This window comes from Acidiphilium sp. JA12-A1, assembly GCF_000724705.2.
Taxonomy (GTDB): domain Bacteria; phylum Pseudomonadota; class Alphaproteobacteria; order Acetobacterales; family Acetobacteraceae; genus Acidiphilium; species Acidiphilium multivorum.
Map to the genome: position 1 here is coordinate 138,008 of NZ_JFHO01000044.1, position 23,795 is coordinate 161,802.

At 65.9% G+C, this 23,795-nt stretch carries 22 protein-coding genes and 2 pseudogenes; 9 read left to right on the top strand and 15 right to left on the bottom strand.

Annotation, left to right across the window (positions count from 1 at the left end):
- Window positions 1-48 precede the first annotated feature (48 nt).
- Window positions 49-435, bottom strand: coding sequence for a YraN family protein (locus RT91_RS08865; RefSeq protein ID WP_012039917.1), 387 nt, complete (start codon window positions 433-435; stop codon window positions 49-51).
- A 217-nt stretch (window positions 436-652) separates the two neighbouring features.
- Here RT91_RS08865 and RT91_RS08870 point away from each other — a divergent pair, with 217 nt between their 5' ends.
- Genes RT91_RS08870 through hisI form a run of 4 tightly spaced genes read left to right on the top strand, consistent with a single transcriptional unit; the run spans window position 653 to window position 4,038 of the window.
- Complete coding sequence (locus tag RT91_RS08870) at window positions 653-1,531, top strand: helix-turn-helix domain-containing protein (protein ID WP_007422203.1); 879 nt, start codon at window positions 653-655, stop codon at window positions 1,529-1,531.
- A gap of 52 nt (window positions 1,532-1,583) precedes the next feature.
- Window positions 1,584-2,438, top strand: a complete 855-nt coding sequence (locus RT91_RS08875) for a sulfurtransferase (RefSeq protein ID WP_013640641.1) — start codon at window positions 1,584-1,586, stop codon at window positions 2,436-2,438.
- Window positions 2,435-3,691: a cystathionine beta-lyase gene (metC, locus tag RT91_RS08880; RefSeq protein ID WP_013640642.1), complete on the top strand. Its 1,257-nt coding sequence runs from the start codon at window positions 2,435-2,437 to the stop codon at window positions 3,689-3,691. Before RT91_RS08875 ends, metC begins: the two co-directional genes overlap by 4 nt.
- Window positions 3,688-4,038: a phosphoribosyl-AMP cyclohydrolase gene (gene hisI / locus RT91_RS08885; protein WP_007422206.1), complete on the top strand. Its 351-nt coding sequence runs from the start codon at window positions 3,688-3,690 to the stop codon at window positions 4,036-4,038. Before metC ends, hisI begins: the two co-directional genes overlap by 4 nt.
- 144 nt (window positions 4,039-4,182) lie before the next feature.
- Here hisI and RT91_RS08890 read toward each other — a convergent pair whose 3' ends face one another.
- The 9 genes from RT91_RS08890 to gph form a co-directional block, all read right to left on the bottom strand.
- Window positions 4,183-4,554 (bottom strand): iron-sulfur cluster assembly accessory protein, encoded by a 372-nt coding sequence (locus tag RT91_RS08890; protein WP_012039921.1) that lies wholly within the window; start codon window positions 4,552-4,554, stop codon window positions 4,183-4,185.
- A 10-nt stretch (window positions 4,555-4,564) separates the two neighbouring features.
- On the bottom strand, window positions 4,565-4,930 hold the full coding sequence (locus RT91_RS08895) for a DUF59 domain-containing protein (RefSeq protein ID WP_012039922.1): 366 nt from the start codon (window positions 4,928-4,930) through the stop codon (window positions 4,565-4,567).
- On the bottom strand, window positions 4,920-5,375 hold the full coding sequence (sufU, locus tag RT91_RS08900; RefSeq protein WP_035186830.1) for a Fe-S cluster assembly sulfur transfer protein SufU: 456 nt from the start codon (window positions 5,373-5,375) through the stop codon (window positions 4,920-4,922). Before sufU ends, RT91_RS08895 begins: the two co-directional genes overlap by 11 nt.
- Window positions 5,372-6,616, bottom strand: a complete 1,245-nt coding sequence (locus tag RT91_RS08905) for an aminotransferase class V-fold PLP-dependent enzyme (protein WP_035186832.1) — start codon at window positions 6,614-6,616, stop codon at window positions 5,372-5,374. The genes sufU and RT91_RS08905 overlap by 4 nt, the downstream gene beginning before the upstream one ends.
- Window positions 6,613-7,827, bottom strand: a complete 1,215-nt coding sequence (gene sufD / locus RT91_RS08910) for a Fe-S cluster assembly protein SufD (RefSeq protein ID WP_035186835.1) — start codon at window positions 7,825-7,827, stop codon at window positions 6,613-6,615. The genes RT91_RS08905 and sufD overlap by 4 nt, the downstream gene beginning before the upstream one ends.
- Window positions 7,824-8,567, bottom strand: coding sequence for a Fe-S cluster assembly ATPase SufC (gene sufC, locus RT91_RS08915; RefSeq protein WP_012039925.1), 744 nt, complete (start codon window positions 8,565-8,567; stop codon window positions 7,824-7,826). Before sufC ends, sufD begins: the two co-directional genes overlap by 4 nt.
- A 9-nt stretch (window positions 8,568-8,576) precedes the next feature.
- Complete coding sequence (gene sufB / locus RT91_RS08920) at window positions 8,577-10,028, bottom strand: Fe-S cluster assembly protein SufB (protein WP_007422813.1); 1,452 nt, start codon at window positions 10,026-10,028, stop codon at window positions 8,577-8,579.
- A gap of 8 nt (window positions 10,029-10,036) precedes the next feature.
- Window positions 10,037-10,504, bottom strand: coding sequence for an SUF system Fe-S cluster assembly regulator (locus RT91_RS08925; RefSeq protein ID WP_007422812.1), 468 nt, complete (start codon window positions 10,502-10,504; stop codon window positions 10,037-10,039).
- A gap of 122 nt (window positions 10,505-10,626) precedes the next feature.
- Window positions 10,627-11,277 (bottom strand): phosphoglycolate phosphatase, encoded by a 651-nt coding sequence (gph, locus tag RT91_RS08930; RefSeq protein ID WP_012039927.1) that lies wholly within the window; start codon window positions 11,275-11,277, stop codon window positions 10,627-10,629.
- A gap of 72 nt (window positions 11,278-11,349) precedes the next feature.
- Here gph and glmU point away from each other — a divergent pair, with 72 nt between their 5' ends.
- Window positions 11,350-12,663: a bifunctional UDP-N-acetylglucosamine diphosphorylase/glucosamine-1-phosphate N-acetyltransferase GlmU gene (gene glmU, locus RT91_RS08935; RefSeq protein ID WP_035186838.1), complete on the top strand. Its 1,314-nt coding sequence runs from the start codon at window positions 11,350-11,352 to the stop codon at window positions 12,661-12,663.
- Window positions 12,663-14,486 carry a glutamine--fructose-6-phosphate transaminase (isomerizing) gene (glmS, locus tag RT91_RS08940; protein ID WP_035186840.1) on the top strand — a complete coding sequence of 608 codons (1,824 nt, stop codon included), beginning with the start codon at window positions 12,663-12,665 and terminating at the stop codon, window positions 14,484-14,486. Before glmU ends, glmS begins: the two co-directional genes overlap by 1 nt.
- Window positions 14,487-14,561: 75 nt before the next feature.
- On the opposite strand, the gene RT91_RS20485 is transcribed toward glmS, so the two are convergent.
- From RT91_RS20485 to RT91_RS20490, 5 genes and pseudogenes are all read right to left on the bottom strand, one after another.
- Window positions 14,562-15,236: a hypothetical protein gene (locus tag RT91_RS20485; protein WP_240314243.1), complete on the bottom strand. Its 675-nt coding sequence runs from the start codon at window positions 15,234-15,236 to the stop codon at window positions 14,562-14,564.
- Window positions 15,237-15,309: 73 nt separating this feature from the next.
- A pseudogene (locus tag RT91_RS23020) lies at window positions 15,310-15,387 on the bottom strand (hypothetical protein); the annotation flags it as partial.
- A gap of 685 nt (window positions 15,388-16,072) precedes the next feature.
- Window positions 16,073-16,675: a bacteriochlorophyll 4-vinyl reductase gene (bchJ, locus tag RT91_RS08945; protein ID WP_343205818.1), complete on the bottom strand. Its 603-nt coding sequence runs from the start codon at window positions 16,673-16,675 to the stop codon at window positions 16,073-16,075.
- Window positions 16,672-18,234: a magnesium-protoporphyrin IX monomethyl ester anaerobic oxidative cyclase gene (gene bchE, locus RT91_RS08950; RefSeq protein WP_012039934.1), complete on the bottom strand. Its 1,563-nt coding sequence runs from the start codon at window positions 18,232-18,234 to the stop codon at window positions 16,672-16,674. The genes bchJ and bchE overlap by 4 nt, the downstream gene beginning before the upstream one ends.
- Before the next feature lie 187 nt (window positions 18,235-18,421).
- Window positions 18,422-19,176: pseudogene (locus tag RT91_RS20490) on the bottom strand (IS5 family transposase).
- Window positions 19,177-19,837: 661 nt separating this feature from the next.
- On the opposite strand from RT91_RS20490, the gene RT91_RS08970 reads away from it, so the two are divergent.
- From RT91_RS08970 to RT91_RS08985, 3 genes are all read left to right on the top strand, one after another.
- The gene (locus tag RT91_RS08970) at window positions 19,838-20,500 is read left to right on the top strand and encodes a CBASS cGAMP-activated phospholipase (RefSeq protein ID WP_051788221.1); all 663 of its coding nucleotides are present in this window, start codon (window positions 19,838-19,840) and stop codon (window positions 20,498-20,500) included.
- 32 nt (window positions 20,501-20,532) lie between these two features.
- Window positions 20,533-21,704 (top strand): IS3 family transposase gene (locus RT91_RS08980; protein ID WP_408735334.1). Its coding sequence is split into 2 segments (ribosomal slippage): window positions 20,533-20,794 and window positions 20,794-21,704, totalling 1,173 coding nucleotides; the frame shifts between segments, so codons are not numbered across the junction.
- A gap of 461 nt (window positions 21,705-22,165) precedes the next feature.
- Window positions 22,166-23,795 (top strand): PAS domain-containing methyl-accepting chemotaxis protein (locus RT91_RS08985; protein WP_240314245.1); only part of this gene is annotated, 1,630 nt, incomplete at its 3' end.

Here is a 23,795-nt window from a genome sequence, read left to right on the forward strand (position 1 = left end):
CACTCATGAGAGGCTTATAGCCGTTCCCGGGCCGCTCGGCCAAACAGGTCAGGGATCATCGGCGCGGAACGCGTCGCGTATCGCGTGCACGTCATCCCCGACGAGCAGCACAACGTCGAAACGTGTCTCCGCTCGCCCCCAGTCCGGCTGGCCGGCGAGGACGATGGCCGCCGCGGCGACAAGACGCCGGCGCTGGCGCGGCGCAACCGATTCGATCGCGGACCGCAGAGCATTCCGTGCCTTTACCTCCACGAAGACGAGCGTTGTGCGGTCGGCCACCACGAGGTCGAGTTCGCCCGCCGCCGTGCGCAGCCTTTGCGCAAGCACAACAAAGCCTTGTGCGGCGTACCATCCGGCGACGCGCCTCTCGGCATCGCGCCCTCGATGCTCGGCCCGCCGACGGGCGGCTGCCCGTCTTTCAGATTCGTTTCTCACACCGATTGTCTCGACAAATTAATAAGAATACGGCATATGCAATTTTTCAGATGCCATAGCCATGACGATTCGGTCCGATGTCAGGATAATCGAGGTTCATGCCCAGAATTTAGTATGCCGATAATATTTTGCGTCCCGATCTATTTCTGATAGAAACGGATTGAAAATTAGGCTCCGCATTTGGAACGAATTCGTGTTTTAAAAGTGAGAACGGATGATGCATTTTAACGATATTGGTCAGCAACTCCGGGCCTACCGCATGGAATCCGGTCTCAAGGCCGAGGAAATTGCTGCCCGTCTCGGCGTATCCCGCGCGGCACTCTACCGCTATGAGAAAGGCGAGGTGATCAAGCTCGACACCGTCAAGCGCCTCGCGGAGCTGCTCAAGATCTCGCCGCTGACCCTGCTCGGGATCGGCATCGAATATTACAGCCGTCCGATCGGCTACCTCGAAAGGCTGCGACAGATCGAGGAGACATCCGATCAAATCCTGCAATTTTTCGGGCCGGTCTGCTACCTGACGACCTCGGATGAATATGACTCGACCCTGACCCAGGTGTTCGAGGAAAACGCTGAATCGAGCGGACAGGATCGGGCCATGGCCCGCTCGGCGGCGGAACAGGTTCTGGGCGTGCTCTCGGTTCGCAAACGCATGTTCGTGGCGCGCCGCCCGTCGGTCATCGCGATTTTCACGACCACCGCGCTACGACGATTCATGGAGCAGGGCATCGCCAGCGCGCTGCCGCTTTCCGAAAAGCTGCGTCGGAAGTGCCGCGAAACCGCTCGCAGGGAAGTCGAACGCATGGTCGAACTGATGGAGAGCGAGCCGATCGGCCTGCAATTCGGCCTCATGTCCGGGGCCGAACCGAACGGCCCCTTTACGATTCTGCGCGCGCGCGAGCGCGCATCGCTGTCGATCAATCCCTTCTCGACCGACGCGCCGCCGGATGCTCAGACCGGCGTCGCCATGATTACGAGCGCGGAAGATGCCGTGATGACGCATCAGCGTATCGCCGAAGGCGCCTGGCGCGATGCCATCAAGGGCCGCGCCGCCGCCGCGGAGGTGCGACGGATGCTCGAGCCTGCCATGGCCTGACTCGACGCGCCGGCGGGGAGACAAATCTTCGCCGGCGAGTTAATGCTCGGGCATGTCATCCCCACTGATCTCGACGGAAGCGCTCGCTGCAACGCTCGACGACCCGGCCCTGGTCGTTTTCGACGCGTCGTTTTACCTGCCGAACGAGCCACAGGATGCGCTGTCGCTGTTTGACGAGGCGCACCTGCCGGGCGCCGCCTTCTTCGATATCGAGCGCATTGCCGATACGACCTCGCACCTGCCCCATATGCTCCCGGATGAAGGAGGTTTTGCCTCTGCCGTCGAGGCGCTCGGGGTCGGCAATGACAGCCGGATCGTGGTCTATGACCAGCGAGGCCTGTTTTCGGCGGCTCGCGGCTGGTGGATGTTTCGCGTCTTTGGCCACGAGAACGTCTTCGTGCTCGACGGCGGATTACCGAAATGGCGCGCCGAGGGCCGCCCGCTCGAACAGGGCAAAGCCAACCTGAGACCACCAGGCCGCTTCATTGCCCGGTTCGATCCCTCCCGTGTGCGGGACCGCGCGGCGATTGAAGCCAATGTGGCGTGTCGAGCGGAAACCGTGCTCGATGCCCGGGCCGCCGGCCGCTACGCCGCCACAGTGCCGGAGCCGCGCGCCGGCATGCGCGGCGGCCACGTCCCCGGCGCCCGTTCGCTACCCTATTCCGAACTTCTGGGCGCTGACGCAACCATGCTCCCGCCGGATGCGTTGCGCGCCCGCTTCGCCGCCGCCGGCATCGACGATACCAGCCGCCCGGTCACGATGTGCGGCTCGGGCGTCACTGCCGCGGTTCTCACCCTCGGCCTGGCGCGCGCCGGCCTGCCGATGGGCGCGCTCTATGACGGCTCATGGGCCGAATGGGGCGCCCTGCCCGACACCCCGGTTGCCACCGGAGAGGATCCCGCATGACTGAAGATCGCTTCGAAACCCGCCTCTCCTTGGCCTCACGCCGGCCGGTCAAGTCGCACGGCTATGTGAATCCCAAGCTCGTCCGCGGCTCCACCGTGCTCTATCCCTCCTGTGCCGCGCGCCGCGAAATCGGCAAGCGCCGCCTCGAACAGGAGGAGATATACGGTCTCTATGGCAGCGAAACCCATTTCGCGCTGGAAAACGTGGTCGCCGAAATCGAGGGCGGCACGCATTGCCAGATCGTCTCCTCGGGCCTTGCCGCCATCACCGTGCCGCTGCTCGCCTGGCTGAAGGCGGGCGACCACATGCTGGTGCCGGACTCCGTCTATGGCCCGACGCGCCGCTTCTGCGACAGTGTACTCGCCCGCTATGGCGTCGCCACCACCTATTACGATCCGCTGATTACCGAAGACCGGCTGGCGGCGCTGATGCGCCCGCAAACCACGGCCATCTTTTCCGAGAGCCCCGGCAGCCACACTTTCGAGGTGCAGGACGTGCCGATGCTCGCCCGCGTCGCCCACGCGCATGGCGCCAAGCTGTTCATGGACAATACCTGGGGCATCCGCACCTTCCAGCCCTTCCGCCACGGTGTCGACGTGTCGATCCAGGCGCTGACGAAATATGTCGGCGGCCATTCCGACATCGTGCTCGGCGCCATCACCGTCGCGACGGATGAGGACTGGGCCTGGCTGCGCGCCGGCGCGCTCGATCTCGGCCAGTACGCCTCGCCGGACGATTGCTGGCTGGCCCTGCGCGGCGCGCGCACCCTCACGGTCCGCCTCGCCGAGCAGGAACGCGCGGCCCTCGCCGTCGCCACCTGGCTCGCGGACCGGCCGGAAGTGCTGCGCGTGCTGCATCCCGCCCTGCCCTCCTGCCCCGGCCACGAATTCTGGAAGCGCGATTTCACCGGCGCCTGCGGCCTGTTCGGCGTGGTGTTCCAGCCCGAGCATGATTACGATGCCGTCTGCGCGATGGCCGACGCGCTGCGCCTGTTCGGCATCGGCGCGTCCTGGGGCGGCTATGAGAGCCTCGCCCTGCCGACCACCAACACCATCACCCGCACCGAAGGCACCGGCCGCTTCGGCGGCGAGATGCTGCGGCTGCAGATCGGCCTCGAACACACCGACGACCTGATCGCCGATCTCGAACAGGGCCTCGCCGTGCTGCGCGGCCAAGCCCGCACCACCTGCGCCTCGCCCCCCTGCATGGCCGGGGAATTGCAAGACGGCTTCAGCCCGGACGGCACGGCATGACCCACCCCGTCATCACCGCCGCCCGCTTCAACGAAGCCGGACTCATTCCCGCCATCGCGCAGCAGCACGATACCGGCGAGGTGCTGATGATGGCCTGGATGAACGCGGAGTCGATCGCCGAGAGCCTCGCCACCGGGCAGGTCTGCTATTTCAGCCGCAGCCGGGGGAAGCTCTGGCGCAAGGGCGAAAGCTCGGGCCATGTGCAGCGCCTCGTAGAGATGCGGCTCGACTGCGATGGCGATACGCTGCTGCTCCTTGTCGAGCAGACCGGGCCGGCGTGCCACACCGGCGCGCATAACTGCTTCTTCCGCCGTGTCACCAAAGACGGGCTGGAGGAGATCGCCTAGAGCACTTTCCGATCCTTTCGGATCGGATGTAGTGCTCTATCATATTGATAAACAGAGCATCTCCATCCGATCAGATGACTCCATCTGATCGGATGATGCTCTAAGCAGTTTTCGGCCGTCAGGCCGCGGCGTCAACGCGGCGCGTCAGACGTGGAAACTCTCGCCGCAGCCACAGCGGCCCTTCTCGTTCGGGTTTTCGAAGGTGAAGCCCGAGGTGAATTTTTCCACCTTGTAGTCCATCACCGTGCCGATGAGGAACAGGGTGGCCTTGCGGTCGATCAGCACCGTGACCCCCTTGTCGCTCACCTGTTCGTCGGTCGGCGCCGGCTCGTCCACCCAGTTCATCTCGTAGGACAGGCCGGAACACCCCTTGGTACCAACACTGATTCGCAGCAGCCGGCCCTGCTGGCCGTTTTCATACAGCGCGCGAAGGCGATCGGCGGCGGCGTCGGTCAGCTGCATCAGCGGCGGCAGGCTGCGGCGGGGCGGTGCGGATTCGGTGCGGATCGTGGTCATCGCAGACTCCTCAGAACATGTTGAGGGCGAGGCGCGCCTCGTCGCTCATCCGCGAGGGATCCCAGGGCGGATCCCACACGGTCTCGACCTCTACCTCGCTCACCCCCGGCACCGTCCCCACCGCGAGGCGCACCGCCTCGGGCAGTTCCTGCGCGCTGGGGCAGGCTGGCGCGGTCAGCGTCATCTCCACCTTCACCGCCCCACCCTCGATCTCGATCGCGTAGATCAGGCCGAGCTCGAAGATGTTCACCGGAATTTCCGGGTCATAGACCGTGGAAATCGCCGCGATCACGTTCTCCTCGCTCACCAGCGGCGCGGTTTCGCCCTCCGGCGTCCAGGTGGTCACGGGTTCGGTCCTGGCCATGTCATCCGCCATGTCCGGTCTCCATCGTCTTGGTCAGCGCGGCGCGCAGCGCCTGCCAGGGAAGTGTGGCGCAGCGGTGGCGCGAGCGATATTCATGAACGCCCGACAGCGCCCGCAATTCGCTGAAATCCTCGCGGTCGGGCACCGCCCCGGTCGCCACCATCGTCTCGAAGGCGCCGGCAAGCTCCTCGGCCGCCGCGCGCGAGCGCCCGGCCACCGCATCCGCCATCAGATCGGCCGAGGCGACGCAGATCGCGCAGCCGCGGGTCTCGTGCCACACCTCGCCGATCGCCCCGCCCGCGCAGCTCAGGCGCAGATGCACCCGGTCGCCGCACATCGGGTTGTCGCCCTCCGCCTCGGCATCGAAGCGCGCCGGCCGGCCGGCATGCAGCGGCGCGCGGGCGCGTTCCATGATCAGCCGCTGGTAGAGATCGCCGACATCCGCCGCACCGCTCATCCGCCGAACACCTGCTGCACGCGCCGCAGCCCCGCCGCCAGCGCGTCGATCTCCTCCATCGTCGTATAGACGCCGAACGTCGCGCGGGCGGTGCTGTCAAGCCCGAGCCGGCGGGTCAGCGGTTCGGCGCAATGATGCCCGGCCCGCACCGCGATCCCCTGCTTGTCGAGCAGGGTGGCGACGTCGTGCGCATGCACCCCGTCCATGGTGAAGGCGACGACCCCGCCGCGGTCCTGCGCCCGCCCGACCACATGGACGCCGCCGATCGCATCGAGCGTCGCCAGCGCGTGATCGGTCAGCGCCCGCTCATGCGACGCGATCGCCGGAAACCCGATCGCGTTCACATAATCGATCGCTGCCGCGAGACCCACCGCCTCGACGATCGCCGGCGTGCCCGCCTCGAACCGGTAGGGCGGCTCGGCCCAGGTCGACTTTTCGTAGCTCACGCTGCGGATCATGTCGCCGCCGCCGAGGAAGGGGGGCATCGCGTCGAGCAGCTCGCGCTTGCCGAACAGCACCCCGATGCCGGACGGCCCGTAGAGCTTGTGGCCGGAGAACACGTAGAAATCCGCATCGATCGCGCGGACGTCCACCGCCCGGTGCACCACCGCCTGCGCGCCATCGAGCAGCAGCCGCGCCCCGCGCTCGTGCGCAAAGGCGGCAAGCCGCTCCGCCGGCGTGTAGGTCCCGAGCACGTTCGACATATGGGTGATCGCCAGCAGCCGCACCCGCCCATCGGCGAATTGCCGCTCCAGATCGGCGAAGTCGAGCTCGCCGGCATCGGTGATCTTCGCGATGCGCAGCTCGATCCCGTGCGAATCCCGCAGCATCTGCCAGGGCACGAGATTGGCGTGGTGCTCCATCTCGCTCACCACCACCGCATCGCCCGGACGCAGCGCCGACCGGCCGAAGGTCGCGGCAACGAGGTTGATCCCCTCGGTCGCGTTGCGCACGAAGACGATCTCCTCCCGCGCCGCGTTAAGGAAAGCCGCCGCCTTGTCGCGCGCGGCCTCGTAGTCGTCCGAGGCGCGCTCGCTCAGCCAGTGCAGCCCGCGATGGACATTGGCGTAGCGTGTCTCCATCGAGCGGACCATCGCATCGATCACCGCGCGCGGCTTCTGCGCCGAGGCGCCGCTATCGAGAAACACCAGTTTCTTGCCATGCACCGTCTGCGACAGGATGGGGAAATCGGCGCGGATGCGCGCGATGTCGAAGCCGGGCTGCTCGATGGCCGCGCTCATGCCCCCTCCCGCCACCAGGCGCCGATCGCCGCCTCGAAGACGGCCCGCGCCGCCTCATCGGTCACCGGCTCCAGCGCCTCGTCGAGAAAGGCGCGGATCAGGATCGATTTCGCCTCCGCCGCCGGCACGCCGCGGCTGCGCAGGTAGAAAAGCTGTTCGGGGTCGAGCGCGCCGATCGTCGCACCGTGGCTGCACTTCACGTCGTCGGCGAAGATTTCCAGCTCCGGCTTGCTGTCGATCTCCGCCTCGTCGGAGAGCAGCAGCGCCTGGTTCATCTGATAGCCGTCGGTCTTCTGCGCGATGCGATCGACCTCGATCCGGCCCTGGAAGACACCGCGCGCCGCCCCGGCGAGGACCGATTTCACCGTCTGCCGCGAGGCGCAGTCCGGCGCGTCGTGCCGCACCACCGTGGTCACGTCGCCATGCTGGGTGCCGGCGAGCAGTTGCGCCGCGTTGAGATGGACATCCGCCGCCGGGCCGGTCAGCCGCGCATGGGTCTCGTTGCGGCTGAGCCGGGCGCCGCGGTTGAGGGTGAAGCTCTCATAGCCCGCTCCGCCCGCGATCTCGGCGAAGATGGTCGCGACATGCACCGCCTCGGCGGATTCGTCCTGGAGCCGATAATGGTTGAGCCGCGCCCCCGCGCCGAGGTCAACCTCGAAGACCGGCGCGTGCAGGTAGCTGCCCTCGCCGCGCGCGGTCTCGATCAGCGTCAGCGTCGCACCGGCGCCGAGCACGATCCGGTGGCGCGGCGCGATGGCCGGCATCGTCTCGCCCCGGCCCGCCGCCAGCGCCACCAGGAACAGCGTGCCGCCCTGCTGGCCCGGCGCCAGGGTGATGGCCACGCCATCCTCCGCCAGCGCGGTGTTCAGCGCGACGACAACGCCGCCGCACGCCGGATCCGCCGCCGCATCGCCCAGCGCCACATCGCTCAGCCGGGCCACCCATTCGGGCGCCGCCGAGCGCGCGGCATCGAACCGGCCATTGACGAACACGACGCGCTGCCCCTCCGGCAGTTCAGCCGCGACCTCCACCGCCGGGGCGGGGCCGAGAGCAAAACCGCGCAGCCCGGCCGCGAGATCGGTATAGTGCCAGGCCTCGTCGCGCTTCGTCGGCCAGCCGCCGGCGCGCACCCGCGCCGCCGCCGCCTCCCGCGCGGACGCGCCCGGCAGCGCGGCGAGGTCGAAACCGTCGAGCAGGTCAGTCCCGCTCATGCCGCCTCCAGCCCCGCATAACCGTTGGCCTCCAGTTCGCGCGCAAGCTCCGGCCCGCCGGAGCGGACGATCTTGCCGGCCGCCAGCACATGCACCCGGTCCGGCACGATATGGTCGAGCAGCCGCTGATAATGCGTGATCACCAGCGCCGAGAAACTGGGCCCGCGCAGCGCGTTCACCCCTTCGGCGACGATCTTGAGTGCGTCGATATCGAGCCCGGAGTCGGTCTCGTCGAGCAGCGCCAGGGTCGGCTTCAGCAGCGCCATCTGCAGCACCTCGTTGCGCTTCTTCTCGCCGCCCGAGAACCCGACATTGACATTGCGCTTCAGCATGTCGTCCGGCATTTTCAGCGCCTTCACCGCCGCCCGCGCTTCCTTGAGGAACTGAACGGCGTCGAGTTCCGCCTCGCCGCGCGCCCGGCGGATCGCGTTCAGCGCGGTGCGGATGAAATTGGCGTTGCCCACCCCCGGCAGTTCGACCGGATACTGGAAGGCGAGGAACACACCCGCCGCCGCCCGCTCCTCCGGCTCCATCGCCAGCAGGTCGGCGCCGTTATACGTCACGCTGCCGCCGGTGACCTCGTAGCCCTCGCGGCCCGACAGCACGTAGGACAGGGTGGATTTTCCCGCCCCGTTCGGCCCCATGATCGCGTGCACCTCGCCCTCCGGCACGGTCAGGTCGATCCCGCGCAGGATCTCCTTGCCATCGATGGTCGCGGTCAGTCCCTTGATTTCAAGCATGTTGCGTCCTCAGCCCACGGAGCCTTCGAGAGACACGGCGAGCAGCTTCTGCGCCTCGACCGCGAACTCCATCGGCAATTCCTTCAAAACGTCCCGGCAGAAGCCGTTGACCAGCAGCCCCACCGCGTCCTCTTCCGAAAGCCCGCGCGAGCGGCAGTAGAACAGCTGGTCATCGGCGATCTTCGAGGTTGTCGCCTCGTGCTCCACCTTGGCGGTGCGGTTGCGACTCTCGATATAGGGCACCGTATGCGCGCCGCAGCGATCGCCGATCAGCAGGCTGTCGCACTGGGTGAAGTTCCGCGCATTCGTCGCCCGCGGCATGATCCGCACCAGGCCGCGATAGGTGTTGTTCGAGCGTCCGGCCGAAATCCCCTTGGAGACGATCGTGCTCGTCGTGTTCGGCGCCAGATGGATCATCTTGGTGCCGGTATCGGCCTGCTGGAAATTGTTCGTCACCGCCACCGAGTAGAACTCGCCGGTCGAGCCCTCGCCCTGCAGGATGCAGGACGGATATTTCCAGGTGATCGCCGAGCCGGTTTCCACCTGGGTCCAGGAAATCTTCGAGTTCCGCCCCCGGCAGGCGCCGCGCTTGGTCACGAAGTTATAGATGCCGCCGCGCCCCTCGGCATCGCCCGGATACCAGTTCTGCACGGTCGAATACTTGATCGTCGCCTCGTCGAGCGCCACGAGCTCGACCACCGCGGCGTGAAGCTGGTTCTCGTCGCGCATCGGCGCCGTGCAGCCCTCGAGATACGACACGCTGGCCCCAGCCTCGGCGACGATCAGTGTGCGCTCGAACTGGCCGGTGTTGCGGGCGTTGATGCGGAAATAGGTCGAAAGCTCCATCGGGCAGCGCACGCCCTTCGGCACGAAGACGAAGCTGCCATCGGAAAACACCGCCGAGTTCAGCGCCGCGTAATAGTTGTCGCCCGCCGGCACGACGCTGCCGAGATATTTCCGTACCAGATCGGGATGCTCGCGCACCGCCTCGGAAATCGAGCAGAAGATCACCCCGGCCTTGGCCAGCGACTCCCGGAACGTGGTCGCGACCGAAACGCTGTCGAACACGGCATCGACGGCGATTCCCGCCAGCGCCGCGCGCTCGTTCAGCGGAATGCCGAGCTTCTCGTACATCGCGAGAAGTTCGGGATCGACCTCGTCCAGCGACTTCGGCGCCGGCTTCTTCGGCGCCGCGTAATAATGCAGGTCCTGATAGTCGATTTTCGGATGGCGGATGCGCGCCCAAGCCGGGTCTTCCATGGAGAGCCAGGCGCGATAGGCCTTGAGCCGCCATTCGAGCAGCCATTCCGGCTCGCCCTTCTTCGCCGAGATGAGCCGGACGATGTCCTCGTTCAGCCCCTTGGGCGCGAACTCCATCTCGATATTGGTCTCGAAGCCGAACTTGTAGCCGCCGCCGGATATCCGGTCGACGGTCTCGATCGTCTCGTTCACGGCAGGCATGGAAACCCCTATTCGACAGTTGACGGCGCGCGCGCCGCGACATCCGATCCTTCGACCCGCAACGCCCTGGGCAATGCGGCCGCCTGCATGTCATCCAGCGAGATCGCGTTGAGCGCATCGCTGATCGCATCGTTCACGACGCCCCAGCGCCCCGCCATCGGGCACAGCGAAGCGCTGTCGCACGATCCGCCGGTGCCTTCGACGCAGGCGGTCAGCGCAATGGGTCCGTCGATCGCCACGATCACATCGGCGATCGGAATCGCGGCGAGCGGCCGCCCGAGCCGATACCCGCCATGCGCGCCACGCTGCGACGACACGAGGCCGGATTGCGCCAATCCCTTCAGCACCTTCGCCACGGTCGGCTCCGGGATGCCGGTTCCGGCGGCGATCGAGGGCGCGGTCTCGACGCATCCAGCCTGGGCCAGACGCACCAGCACCACCACGGCGTAGTCGGTCAGTCGTGACAATCTCAACATGGTTCACCCGATTGCGGACAATGCAGGTCCTGTTTCCGCACATGGGCTATCGAGCAGCGCCCGTCAAGGCCGGTTGCGGGATGGCGCCCACGCGAATCGGCCGCGTGCGCGGGGCAGCCCGATCAGCCCGCCCCGAGCAGGCGCTCCACCGCCGGCACGAGCGCCGCCGTTTCGTCGATCGACACCGTCGCTTCCGCGCGCCCATACCCCCAACGGACGAAGATGGACGCCACGCCCAGCCCGTCCGCGGTGGCGATGTCGTTGTGGTGGTCGCCGACCATCACCGCCGCATCCTTGCCGACCGCCATTGCCTCGAGCACCGCGCCGAGATGGCGGGGGTCGGGCTTGCGGAACGTGGTGGCGTCGCCGCCGATCAGGACCGGGAAGAAGCGATCGAGGTCCAGCGCCGCCAGCACCTTGCGCGCCGAGGCCTCCGGCTTGTTGGTGCACATCCCCAGGCTGTAGCCGCGCGCGGCCAACGTGCCGAGCGCCTCGGCGATGCCCGGATAGGGCTCGGTCAGGTCGGTCACATGGGCCTCGTAATCGGCGAGGAAGATGGCCTCGTCCTCGTCATCCGGCGTCATTCCGCGAGCTTCATAGCCCCGCTTCAGCAACATTTTCGCGCCATCGCCGACCATCGGCGCCACCTCTTCCCGAGGGACCGGCGCCATGCCATGGCGCGCGAGGGAGCGATTCAGCGCTGCCGCGAGATCCGGCAGGCTGTCGATGACCGTGCCGTCCAGATCGAAAACAACACCGCGTGCAGCATTCATGACACACTCCGAAATCCTATTTGATGGCCGGACACTTTACAGGCGCGGCTGGCCAGGGCTACCGCTTCGCTCATGCACAATACCGCCGTGATTCTTGCCGCCGGCCTCGGCACCCGCATGAAGTCGAGCCGACCCAAGGTGTTGCACCACATCGCCGGCCGGCCGATGCTCGCCCATCTCCTCGCCGCCTGCAAGACGGCCTTCGCGGCCACCGTGGTCGTCACCGGGCCGGACATGGACGAGGTCGCCCGCGCCGCCGCCCCGCACCCGACCGTGATCCAGCGCGAGCGCCTCGGCACCGCCCATGCAGCCCTCGCCGCCGCGGACCATTTCGGCGCCGGCGCCGTCACCCTCGTCTATGGCGACAATCCGCTGGTCACCGGCCCGACTCTCCAGCGCCTCGGCGCGCGGCTCGGCGCGGGGGATGCGGCGCTGGTGCTGCTCGGCACCCGCCCGCCGGAACCCGGCGCCTTCGGCCGCATCATCGGGCCTGACGGCTTCGCCGAACGCATCGTCGAATTCGCCGACGCGACCGAGGCCGAGCGCGCGATCGGCCTGTGCAATGTCGGCGGCTTTTCCGCCGCCGCTGCCGACATGCGCCGCTGGCTCGGGAGCATCGGCAACGACAACGCGAAAGGCGAATACTACCTTACCGACCTCGTCGCCGTCGCCCGCGCCGAGGGTGCCTCCGTCGCCGTGGTCGAGGCGCCGTGGGACGAATGCCGGGGCGTGAACTCCCGCGCCGAGCTCGCCGCCGCCGAGGCGGCGATGCAGTCCCGCCTGCGCGCCGCCGCCCTCGCCGCCGGGGTGACGATGACCGCCCCCGAAACCGTCTTCCTCGCCGCCGACACGGCACTCGCCGCCGATGTCACGATCGAGCCGCATGTCGTCTTCGGCCCCGGCGTGACGGTCGGGCCGGATGTCACGATCCGCGCCTTCTCCCATCTCGAGGGCTGCGCCATCTCCGCCGGCGCCATCATCGGCCCCTATGCGCGGCTGCGCCCGGGCAGCGACATCGGCGCCGGCGCCCACGTCGGCAATTTCGTCGAGCTCAAGGCCGCCCGCCTCGGTGCCGGCGCCAAGGCCAACCACCTGACCTATCTCGGCGATGCCGAAATCGGTCCGCGCGCCAATATCGGCGCCGGCACCATCACCTGCAATTACGACGGCTTCGCCAAGCACCGCACCACGATCGGCGCCGACGCCTTCATCGGCTCGGACGTCGCCCTCGTCGCCCCTGTTTCGGTGGGCGACCGCGCGATCATCGCCGCCGGCAGCGTCATCACCGACCCGGTGGCGGCGGATGCGCTGGCGCTCGCGCGCGGCCGGCAGGTCGAAAAACCCGGCCGCGCGGCCGAACTGCGCATGACGAAGGGAAAACGCTGATGTGCGGCATTGTCGGACTGATCGGGCGGAACGACGCCGCCCCCCTGCTGCTCGACGGTCTCTCCCGCCTCGCCTATCGCGGCTATGACAGCGCCGGCATCGCCACCCTGGTCGAGGGCGCGATCACCCGCCGCCGGGCCGAGGGCAAGCTCGCCAACCTCGCCGCCAGCCTCGCCGCGGCACCGCTCGCCGGCACCACCGGCATCGGCCACACCCGCTGGGCGACGCATGGCGCGCCCACCGAAGGCAACGCCCATCCGCACGGCACCGCCCGCGTCGCCGTCGTGCATAACGGCATCATCGAGAACCATGCCGAACTGCGCGCCGAGCTCGAAGCCGCCGGCCAGGTCTTCTCCACCGAGACCGACACCGAAACCGTTGCCCAGCTCGTCGATCTTCATCTCGCCCGCGGCCTCGCCCCGGTCGAGGCCGCCGCCGCCGCCTTCGCCCGGCTCGAAGGCGCCTATGCGCTGGCGCTGATCTTCGCCGGCCATCCCGAGCTGATCATCGGCGCGCAGCGCGGCGCCCCGCTCGCGGTCGGCTTCGGCGAGGAGGAGATGTATCTCGGCTCCGATGCCCTTGCCCTCGCGCCGCTGACCCGCCGCATCGCCTATCTCGACGATGGCGACTGGGTGATCGTCTCGCGCAGCGGTGCCGAATTCCGCGACGCCGCGAACAACCCGGTCACCCGCGAGGTCAAGCTGACCCGCCTGACCGGCGCGTCCATCGGCAAGGGCAATTTCCGCCATTTCATGGAAAAGGAGCTGCACGAGAACCCCGCGATCATCGGCGACACACTGAACCGCATGATCGACCCGGCAACCCGCCTGCCGGTCCTGCCGGATCTCGCGGTCGACCTCGCCGCCATTCCGCGCATCAGCCTCTCGGCCTGCGGCTCGGCCTACTATGCCGGTCTGACGGCGCGTTACTGGCTGGAGGAGATCGCGCGGATCGCCGTCGATGCTGATGTAGCCAGCGAGTTCCGCTACCGCGAGCCACCGCTCGACCCCGCGGGGCTCGGCCTCGTCATCAGCCAGTCCGGCGAAACCGCCGATACCATGGCGGCGCTGCGCTACATGAAGCGCCAGGGCTGCAAGGTGATGTCGGTGGTCAACGTGCCGGAAAGCACGATGGCGCGCGAGAGCGACCTGATGCTGGAAACCATCGCCGGCCCGGAAATCAGTGTTGCCAGCACCAAGGCCTTTACCGCACAGCTCGCCGTGCTCGCCGGCTTCACCCTCGCCCTCGCCCGCGCCCGCGGCGCGCGGAGCGATGCGGAAATCGCGCCGCTGGTCGCCGCCCTGATGGAGCTTCCCGGCAAGATGGCCCAGCTCCTTGCCGATGATACGGAGATCCGCGCCCTTGCCGAAGACATCCGCGATGCGCGCGACGTGCTGTTCTTCGGCCGCGGCTCGATGATGCCGATCGCCCTCGAAGGCGCGCTGAAGCTGAAGGAACTGACCTATATCCACGCCGAAGGATACCCCGCCGGCGAAATGAAGCACGGGCCGATCGCGCTGATCGATCCCTCGGTGCCGGTCATCGCCGTGCTGCCTTCCGGCCCGCTCTTCGAAAAGACTGCGTCCAACCTGCAGGAAGCCGCGGCACGCGGTGGACGGATCATACTGTTCAGCGACAAGGCCGGCGCCGCCCGCCTCGCAGGCATCGCGAACCGGACCATCATCATCACCGAGTGCGATCCGTTCGTCGCGCCCATTCTCTACGCGATCCCGGTTCAGCTTCTCGCCTACCATGTCGCCGTCCTCAAGGGCACCGATGTCGATCAGCCTCGTAATCTTGCGAAATCGGTAACCGTCGAATAATCAATCATCGGGATGAATTTTATTTCGTCGGCGGACAATGAAATTGTGAACCAGACAATAAAGATGTATTCCAGATCATAGAGATTTATCCTCGGGTGTTTTGCGATCGGATTGAATTGATGGGCGATTCCAGCTTGCGCAGAATTCTGATCCAGAATCCGTACTGGTGAAGGTGGCCGGCATGGATGGCAGGGTCTGACTCAAATTCCCTGCAGATGTGGTCATGCGGGCACCATGAACCGTGCCTTGAGCAAATCGATCTTGGCGCGGCCGTACATCTGGCACTTTATGGATTTGAGGCGTGTAATTTTGCCTTCGGCCTGACCGCTGGCCCATGGCGACGAGACAGCGGCGGCGCGTGGTCCGTTCGCTGACCATGCGCAGCGAGCCTGTAAAGCCTGATGCCTTCAAGCGCCGCCAGAGTTCGGAACCAACCCTGCGTCCTGCGTTCCACTCGGCCTCGAGCGTGAGCGACCAGGCATCGAGCGCGCTCTGACGCTGCCAGAATGTATCGTGGCGCTGGCCGCTCAGGATCTTGCGGAACGTCTGGCACGACGCGCCGGTGGTGCGCTCCATCGCCTTGATCGGCACGCCTCGCCCGGCAAGATCCACAATTTGTCGGTTGAGTGCCTGGCGAAGCTGAGTGCCATCCCACTGGATATGCTCGGCGCGGGTCAGGGTCGCGGGATGACCGGCCGCGCGGGTGCGGGCGTACGGCGCAGGCACTGCATCTCGGATCGAACCGCGCAAGGAACACCGCAGACGCATTCTCGAACATGTGCCAGCGCTCGGCTACCTGACGCGCCTGGGGCGCCGCTGCGGTGGCGGCAGCGCCATAGCCAGGGCCGCGATCACGGCAGATGATCTCGACCTGCGGGCTCTGCTCAAGCCAGGCGGTCACGGTCTCGCGCCACCTGTCCGTCAACAGGTCGATGACCTGACGACTTCGAGATCGACGACGATGCCGCCGTCGCTATCCCCGCGGCGCCAGGAGAAGTCGTCGATACCGATCACCCGCGCGGGCGGCGGTGGCTCTGTCAGCGGATCACCGCGCACACCAGCGCATTGCAGCGCCCGACCCACCGACCGTACCGGCGGCCAAATGCGGGTGCTAACGGCTCGCTGAGCGTTTGCCGCCGGCAAGAGGCGTGTCCGCACCGAAACGTCGTATCAATAGCCGAAGCTGGACCGCGCTCCCACTGACGGGCATTTCCGAGAGCATGCGATCGCGCCGGCTGTGGCAGGATGTCGACGGCGTGCCGTAGTCCGGACACGTTGCCTGCGAAGCGGACAGCCGGCCCGACATCTGCACAACACCGCCAACGAGCATCTTGCGCTCCACGATCAAGCCCGGCAGCGACAGACTGCTGTCCCATGTCTTTATACCCACCGACCTTTTCCTCCAGGCCATCTGGTAGCAGAAGTGGGCAGACCACAGATCAATCCCCTCAAGGCCGCACGGCGTTTGGTTCAGACCCAGAACTGGGCGCCGAAATCGAAGGCGAAGCCCTCGCGGCGGCGAGGCCGGGTGGGTATCGGGCAGGCCGGTAGAGCATCATCCGCGCCGCCGGTCTATTGCCGGGAGATCAGCCGCGCCGGATCGCGAAGACGCAGGCGGGGTGGCCGGCGGCGCGGCAGGCGGTTTCGCGCACGACAAGGTGGCGGTCGACCAGCGCCTGGAACAGCACCTCGAAGGTGCCGGCGTGAAAGTCGCAGCCGGGACCGGCCGCGCCGGGCACCGCGATAGGGTTTGCCGCGAGGAACAGGCGCAGCCCGCCGCGCCAGGCGGCATCGAGCCCGTCCGGCACGCCGAAAGTCCAGGCGTGGCGGCGGATCGCCGCGACCAGCAGGCGGGCGGCGAGCGGCGCCGGGGCGGCGCGGAGCGCGAGGCGGACCGCGCGCGGAATCCGGTGCGCGAGGAGATAGCGCCCGGTCGCCTCGCCCGCCGCGCGCAGCACCGCCCCGCCCGGCCCGGCGCCGAGGCAGGCGCGCACCGCGCGGTGCAGCGCCAGCACCTCGGCCACCGAGACCATCGCGACGGGCGGATGGGAGAGATGCGATTCGGCGCCGGCCACGCGCGCGACCCTGGCAACGCAGGCTGGCCCGCCGGCGGCGGCGAGGGCGGCGAAGACCTGGAGGATCGCGTTCGGCCCGATGCGCGGCCCCGACGGATTGTCGAGCGCGGTCAGGGTGGTGGTTCCGCAGGGCTGGGCGCCTTGCTTGGGTGCCGCTTGTTGTCATGCATGGTGCGCCATTCGACCTGCTCCGCGCCGGCCTTGCTCCGGGCGCCGTCGAAATGGAAATCGACCTTGCGCTTCGATTGCGGCCCCCAGTAGCCGACCCGGCCTAGATCGTAGAATTTGCGCTCGAAGCCGGATTTCATGAACGCCTTGAGGCAGCCGAGCAGATAGCGCCTTCGCGCGCCGGAGCCGGCCCAGGGGTAGGAGAAGAACGCCTTGCGCATGTAGAAGCGGCGGTAATTGTGCATCACCCGGTCGAGCAGTTCGGCGCGGTCCATTGCCGCGGGGCGGATGATCGGGGTGACGAAATTGTATTTCTCGTAGTCGAACACCTCGACCTTGTCGGCCAGGTCGCGGAACAGGTCGGAGAAGGGCCAGGGCGTGTACATCGACCAGTTGGCGAGATCGGGCGCCCAGTCGCGCGCCATGCGGTAGGTTTCCTCCAGCGTTTCGCGTGTTTCGTTCTCCAGCCCGACGATGAACTGCGCCTCGACCACGATGCCGGCGGCGCGCAGCAGGGCGATCGCCTTGCGGTTCTGCTCGATCGTGGTTTCCTTGTTGAAACGGTCGAGCTTCATCTGGGCGGCGGCCTCGGTGCCGAGGGAGACATGGATGAGCCCGGCGCGGCGGTAGAGCGGCAGCAGCGCCTCGTCGCGCAGTATGTCGGTGACGCGGGTGTTGATGCCCCAGAGCAGGCCGACATCGCGTGCGATCAGCTCCTCGCAGAAGGCGACGAATTTCTTCCGGTTGATCGTCGGTTCCTCGTCGGCGAGGATGAAGAAGCCGACGCCGTGCTCATCGCGCAGACGCACGATTTCATCGACCACTTTCGAGGGATCGCGGTAGCGGTAGTCGCGCCAGAATTTCCATTGCGAGCAGAACGAGCAGGTGAAGGGGCAGCCGCGCGCCATGTTGGGGATGGCGACACGGGTGCCGAGCGGGATGTAGCGGTAGCGGTCCCAGTCGAGGATGCTCCAGTCGGGGGCGAGGGCGTCGAGATCCTTGACGGTGGGGGCGGCTTCGGTGGCGACGACCTTGCCCGCCTCGCGGAAGGCGATGCCGCGGATGTCGTGGCGGGTTGCCGCGAAATTCCCCGCCGCCACGGCACGGGCGAGATCGACGATGATCCCTTCGCCCTCGCCGCGGACGATCACGTCGATCCAGGGGGCTTCGGCGAGAACCTGGCCATACATGAAGGTGGCGTGCACGCCGCCGAGAACCGTCAGCGCGCCGGGATGTTCCTCGCGCGCGATCTTGAGCAGGCGCTCGGCCTTGTAGATCGAGGGGGTGATCGCGGTGCTGCCGATGATGTCCGGCCGTTCGGCGCGGAGGATGTCGCGCAGGGCGTCGTCCGACAGGTCGTTGGTCATCGCGTCGATGAAGCGCAGATCGGTGAAGCCGGCGGATTTCAGCGCGCCGGCGATGTAGGCGGCCCAGGCGGGCGGCCAGTTTCCGGCGATTTCGGCGCCGCCCGAATGATAATTCGGATGCAACAGCAGGATCCGCATCCATCCCTCCCGGTGATTTTGATATGTCAGGTTATAGTGACAATTCGAAATGTCACTTTGATCTACATCAAGGAGGGGTGCCGAGTGATGACGCTTTCAGATGAAGTATATCATTTGATTACATAAAATATGATCATATGGTGTCCATGTCGAAAGATTTGGGACTACGGAATGTTAGGTTCTGGACTCAACTGATCCACGCGGTGACGGCGAGGACGAGGCAGATCCCGGCGAGGAAGTTTCGTGCGGTCTTGTCGTATCGTGTAGCGATGGCGCGCCAGTCTTTGAGCCTGCAGAAGGCACGCTCGATGAGATTGCGCTTTCTGTAGGCGACGGGGTCGAAGGGCGGTATGGCGCGGCGGTTTGGCATGGGCGAGATCACCGGCCTTGTGCCCTGCCTGGTGAGGAAGGCGCGGAGGTCATCGGCGTCGTAGGCCTTGTCGGCGATCAGGTCTTCTGGCGGTGGCATGGTGGGGAGAAGCGCTCGGGCGCCACTGATATCGGAGGCCTGTCCCGGCGTCAGGAGGACGGCGGCGATGCGCCCCAGGTCATCCGCGACGGCGTGGATCTTGGTCGTCCGTCCACCCCTCGACCGGCCGATGGCCTGGCTTTGCGCCCCCCTTTACCGCCCGCGGCCGCGCGATGTGCCCGAACCGAGGTGCTGTCCACCATGGCGATGCGCGGGGGATCCGCGCAGGCGACAAGGGCCGCGAAGATCTCCTGCCAGAGGCCACGCTGGCTCCAGCGGTTGAACCGGTTGAACACCGTGGTCCGCGGCCCATAAGCCTCCGGAAGTGCGCGCCACCGCAAGCCCTCGCGAAAGCGATGCAGGATGCCACTCAGAACCCGGCGATCGTCCACCCGCGGTTTGCCGCCGAGCTTGGGCAACAGCGGCTCGATCGCAGCCCATTGCGCGTCGTTCAGCCAGAATAATTCCGCCATGATCCAAACCCTCCGTAGAGACTTGAATCAAAACTCCCGTAGTCATGGCAATAGGTACGGAACCTAGCCTGACGGACTCAGAGGTCACAATACCGAAAACGTCCTCAAATTCTCCTTGCATCTTCCATCCGGAGTCTAACCTGCCGGCGCATCTATGGAAGGGGAGATTGAAGGTCCAAATGCTGAGAGGCGTTCGTCGTAACTGAAGGACCGGGCGGTGCGGTGACCCAGTTGGCGGGCCAGCGCGACCAACGCGGCCTCGATCACCGCGTCGTCGTGCGGTGCGGCGGTCTCGGCTTGCCGCGGGGCCGGATCGCGTGTGCGACACGGCGCCTCGTGGGAACCATGGTCAGGTCGAACTGCATCAATCATGACCTCGTTCGTTGAGAGCAAGGATCCGGTCGAGCGGAAGCCGGCCGGGGCCTCGCTCAAAATAGCGCCACGGCGGTGCCTCACCGCCGATTGCACGAAGGAGGTCGGCGCCGTGCGATCGGAAGCCGCAGGGCACCTTCAGAAGTTGGTAGGGAAGCAGGATGGGGAGACGACCCTCAAAGTCTCAAAACCAGTGTAAGGCTTATCGCAACGAGCGGAAAAGGCCAAAATGCCAAAATTTCTGGACCAGTCTTGCAGCATGATCCCGTAACGTTCTATTTACGTTACCATGGCAGACGTGCAGCAGGTGCTATGTCTATCAGGCGGCGGGTATTTGGGGCTGTATACAGCTGCCGTGCTTGCCGAGTTGGAAAAGATCAGTGGTAAGCCACTTCACAATACGTTCAATCTGCTTGCAGGCACATCGGTCGGCGGGATTATCGCCTTGGGGTTGGCCGCCGGTACATCTGCCGCTGATATCCGCGATGCCTTCATCGAAAACGGCGGTGCCATATTTTCAGAGTTACCCCCGCCCCAGACAGATTTCTGCAGATTTCTGGATCTAAGGCGTAACTTCAAGAAGGCTAAATACCGTTCAGAGCCACTGCGGGCCGTCATTGAGGCCATTGTCGGGTCTCAGTTGTTGATCGGGGACCTTCGGCAGCGGACCATCGTCCCTAGCGTGAATCTTACCAAGGGAAGGCCTCAAGTATTTAAGACGCCGCATCACCCGACCTTCGTGCGTGATCTCCATCTAAAGGTCGTTGATGTTGCGCTCGCGACGTCCGCTGCCCCTGCCTTCTTCCCTATCCACCAAATTGGTGGCGAGTTATTCGCGGACGGAGGCCTTTACGCGAACTCCCCCGACTTCCTTGCGCTGCACGAGATGGAGTTTTTTCTGAAAGTGCCTGTTGCACGTTGGTCTGAGCCCGTGGATTTCCTCCAGGAATGAGTAGAGTCCGCCCCATCAGGGAGACGGACGAGATGAAGAGCAGTCGGTTTAGCGAGGAACAGATCATCGGCATCCTCAAAGAGCAGGAGTCGGGGATGTCGACGGCGGAGGTCTGCCGTCGACACGGGATCAGTTCGGCGACGTTTTACAAGTGGAAGGCCAAATTCGGCGGGTTGGAAGTCTCGGACGCCAGGCGGCTCAAACAGCTGGAAGACGAGAACGCTCGGCTCAAGCGGCTGTTGGCGGACGCCGTGCTGGACAACGCCATGCTCAAGGAAATTGCGTCAAAAAAATTCTAGCGCCCAGCCATAAGCGGGAGGCGGTAGCTCATCTTCAGAGCCTGTTCGAGGTGAGCCAACGCCGGGCCTGCGATGCGCTGGGCGTGGATCGGACCACGGTGCGGTATCAAAGCCGCCGCCCGGATGATGCGGAGGCTCGCGAACGCATGCGCGTGCTTGCGGGCGAGCGCCGTCGATTTGGCTATCGGCGCCTGCACTGGCTGCTCAGCCGCGAAGGAATTTCCATGAACCACAAGAAGTTTCGGCGCCTTTACCGCGAAGAACGTCTTCAGGTTCGCCGTCGCGGCGGGCGAAAGCGGGCCTTGGGCACACGATCTCCGATGACCATTCCGCAGGGCTGCAATCAGCGCTGGTCGCTGGATTTCGTCTCCGACGCCCTGACATGCGGGCGCAGGTTTCGGATCTTCGCCGTCGTGGACGATTTCAGCCGCGAATGCGTTCGCTTGATCGCCGACACGTCAATTTCGGGCGCCCGGGTGGCACGCGAGTTGGATATGGCGATCACTGAGCGCGGGGCGCGCCCGCTCATGGTGGTCAGCGACAACGGCACTGAGCTCACCAGCATGTCGATCCTGCGCTGGTCGAAAGAGCGGAACGTGGAATGGCATTACATCGCGCCCGGCAAGCCCCAGCAAAACGGGTTCGTCGAGAGCTTCAACGCCCGGCTCCGGGACGAGTGTCTGAACGAGACCTTGTTCACGAGCCTGCCTCAAGCGAGGTCCGTGCTGGCCGCCTGGCGTCACGACTATAATCATCACCGCCCCCATTCGAGCCTGGGCAACAAAACCCCGGCAGAGGTGGCGGGAAAAATCAGCGGCGCGCCGGGTTGGGGGTTAACCCCCAACCCGGCTGTTGCACCTACGCCCAATCGTGGGCATCACTCGAGGATGAGACTCTACTCCTGAATGGCGGGAACTTAGGGCTCAGACCATCTGGCTTCAATCATGATTTCGCAGCTATCCGCCGGCCTCGTCGCGCTGAACCGCGGCGTACGCGCTCACCCATCTCGAAGCTAAAGGGGTTCGGTGGCCGATCCACAACGCTGATGTTTGCGGCTTCGCGACGGTCCGAGACCAAAGAAACCGTTCGGAACATCTCGCCAGTGCGCCGGAACGGCTGCGCTGACAACCTCGATCTGGAACGCCTCCGATCCCATCGCATGTAGCGCCTTGTCTATTTGATAGTCGCGGCATCTTTGGCCGAATGACATGATAGTCAGCGTGCAGCATGAAAATATCAGATTCCGGTAATACATTGTTAAGGAGACCCGGATAGAAGTTTTATTTAATAAAATAGATCAATCAATAAAAATGGGAATTGTTTCGTGGTTATTGGGAAGCTACGTCAAATCTCTGACAAAAGCAGGATGTTTGATGCCATTGGAAACTCCTTCGGCATCATCGGTTTCAAACCCGACGGCACGATCATCGACGCCAACGACAGTTTTCTCCGTTTGATGGGCTACGGCGCCGCCGACATCATCGGGCGCCATCATCGTATTTTTGTAACCGTAACCGAGCGCGACAGCGCCGCCTACGGCGAGTTCTGGCAGCGCCTGCGCGGCGGCGCCTTCTGCTCCGGCGAGTTCCGCCGCATCGCCAAGTCCGGCCACGATGTCTGGCTCCGCGCCTCCTACGTCCCCGTCCGCAACCGCGCCGGCAAGGTCGCGAAGGTGGTCAAGGTCGCCCTCGACATCACCGCCGAGAAACGGGCCGCCGCCGAAAACGAAAGCATCCTCAACGCCATCGAGCGCTCCCAGGCCGTCATCAAGTTCGCGCTCGACGGCACCATCCTCGAAGCCAACGACAACTTCCTTCGCGTGATGGGTTACGCGCGCGACGAGATCGTGGGCCGCAAGCACAGCATGTTCGCTACACCAGCATACGCCGCCAGCCGCGAATACCAGGCCTTCTGGGAACGCCTGCGCCAGGGCGAATTCATTGCTGGTGATTTCGAGCGCGTGGGCAAGGGCGGCCGCCACGTCTGGCTCCAGGCCACCTACAACCCGGTCTACGACGCCGAGGGCAAGGTCACGAAGGTCGTCAAGTTCGCGGTCGACCTCACCGAACGCATGGCCGAGGTCGGCCTCGTCGGCGACGCCCTCGAACGCGTCTCCGAAGGTGATCTCACCGCCTCCGTCGACCGCCAGCTGATCCCCTCGCTCGACAAGCTCCGCATCGACTTCAACACCGCCGCCAGCCGCCTCGCCGAAAGCGTCAACGGCGTCCGCCAGAGCACCGACGAAATCAATCTCGGCGTCGCCGAAATCGCCGAAGCCGCCGAGGATCTCGCCCGCCGCACCGAACAGCAGGCCTCCACCCTGGAGGAAACCTCATCCGTGCTCGACAGCGTCACCACCGGCATCCGCCGCACCGCCGACAACGCCTCCAAGGCCGCCAGCGCCGTCGACGCCACCAACAACGCCGCCCGCAAGTCCCACGCCATCGTCGGCGAGGCCGTGGTCGCCATGAACCGCATCGAAACATCCGCCCGCGAAATCGACCAGATCATCGGCCTGATCGATGAAATGGCCTTCCAGACCAACCTCCTCGCCCTCAACGCCGGGGTCGAGGCCGCCCGCGCCGGCGATGCCGGGCGCGGCTTCGCCGTCGTCGCCTCCGAGGTCCGCGCCCTCGCGCACCGCTCCGCCGATGCCGCCAAATCCATCAAGCTGCTCATCGCCCGCTCCTCCGAACAGGTCGGCAACGGCGTCCGCCTCGTCGGCGAAACCGGCACCGCGCTCGATACCATCCTCGGCCACGTCACCGACCTGCACGGCCTCGTCGGCGAAATCGCCACCGCCGCCGCCGAACAGGCCGGCAGCCTCGCCGAAATCAACGCCGCCACCGGCCAGATGAACCAGGCCGTCCAGCAGAACGCCGCCATGGTCGAGCAGACCTCCGCCGCCACCCACTCCCTGCGCGAGGAAATCAGCCGCCTCGCCGGCCGCGTCTCCGGCTTCCGCACCGCCCACGCCGCAACCGCCCACGCGGCAC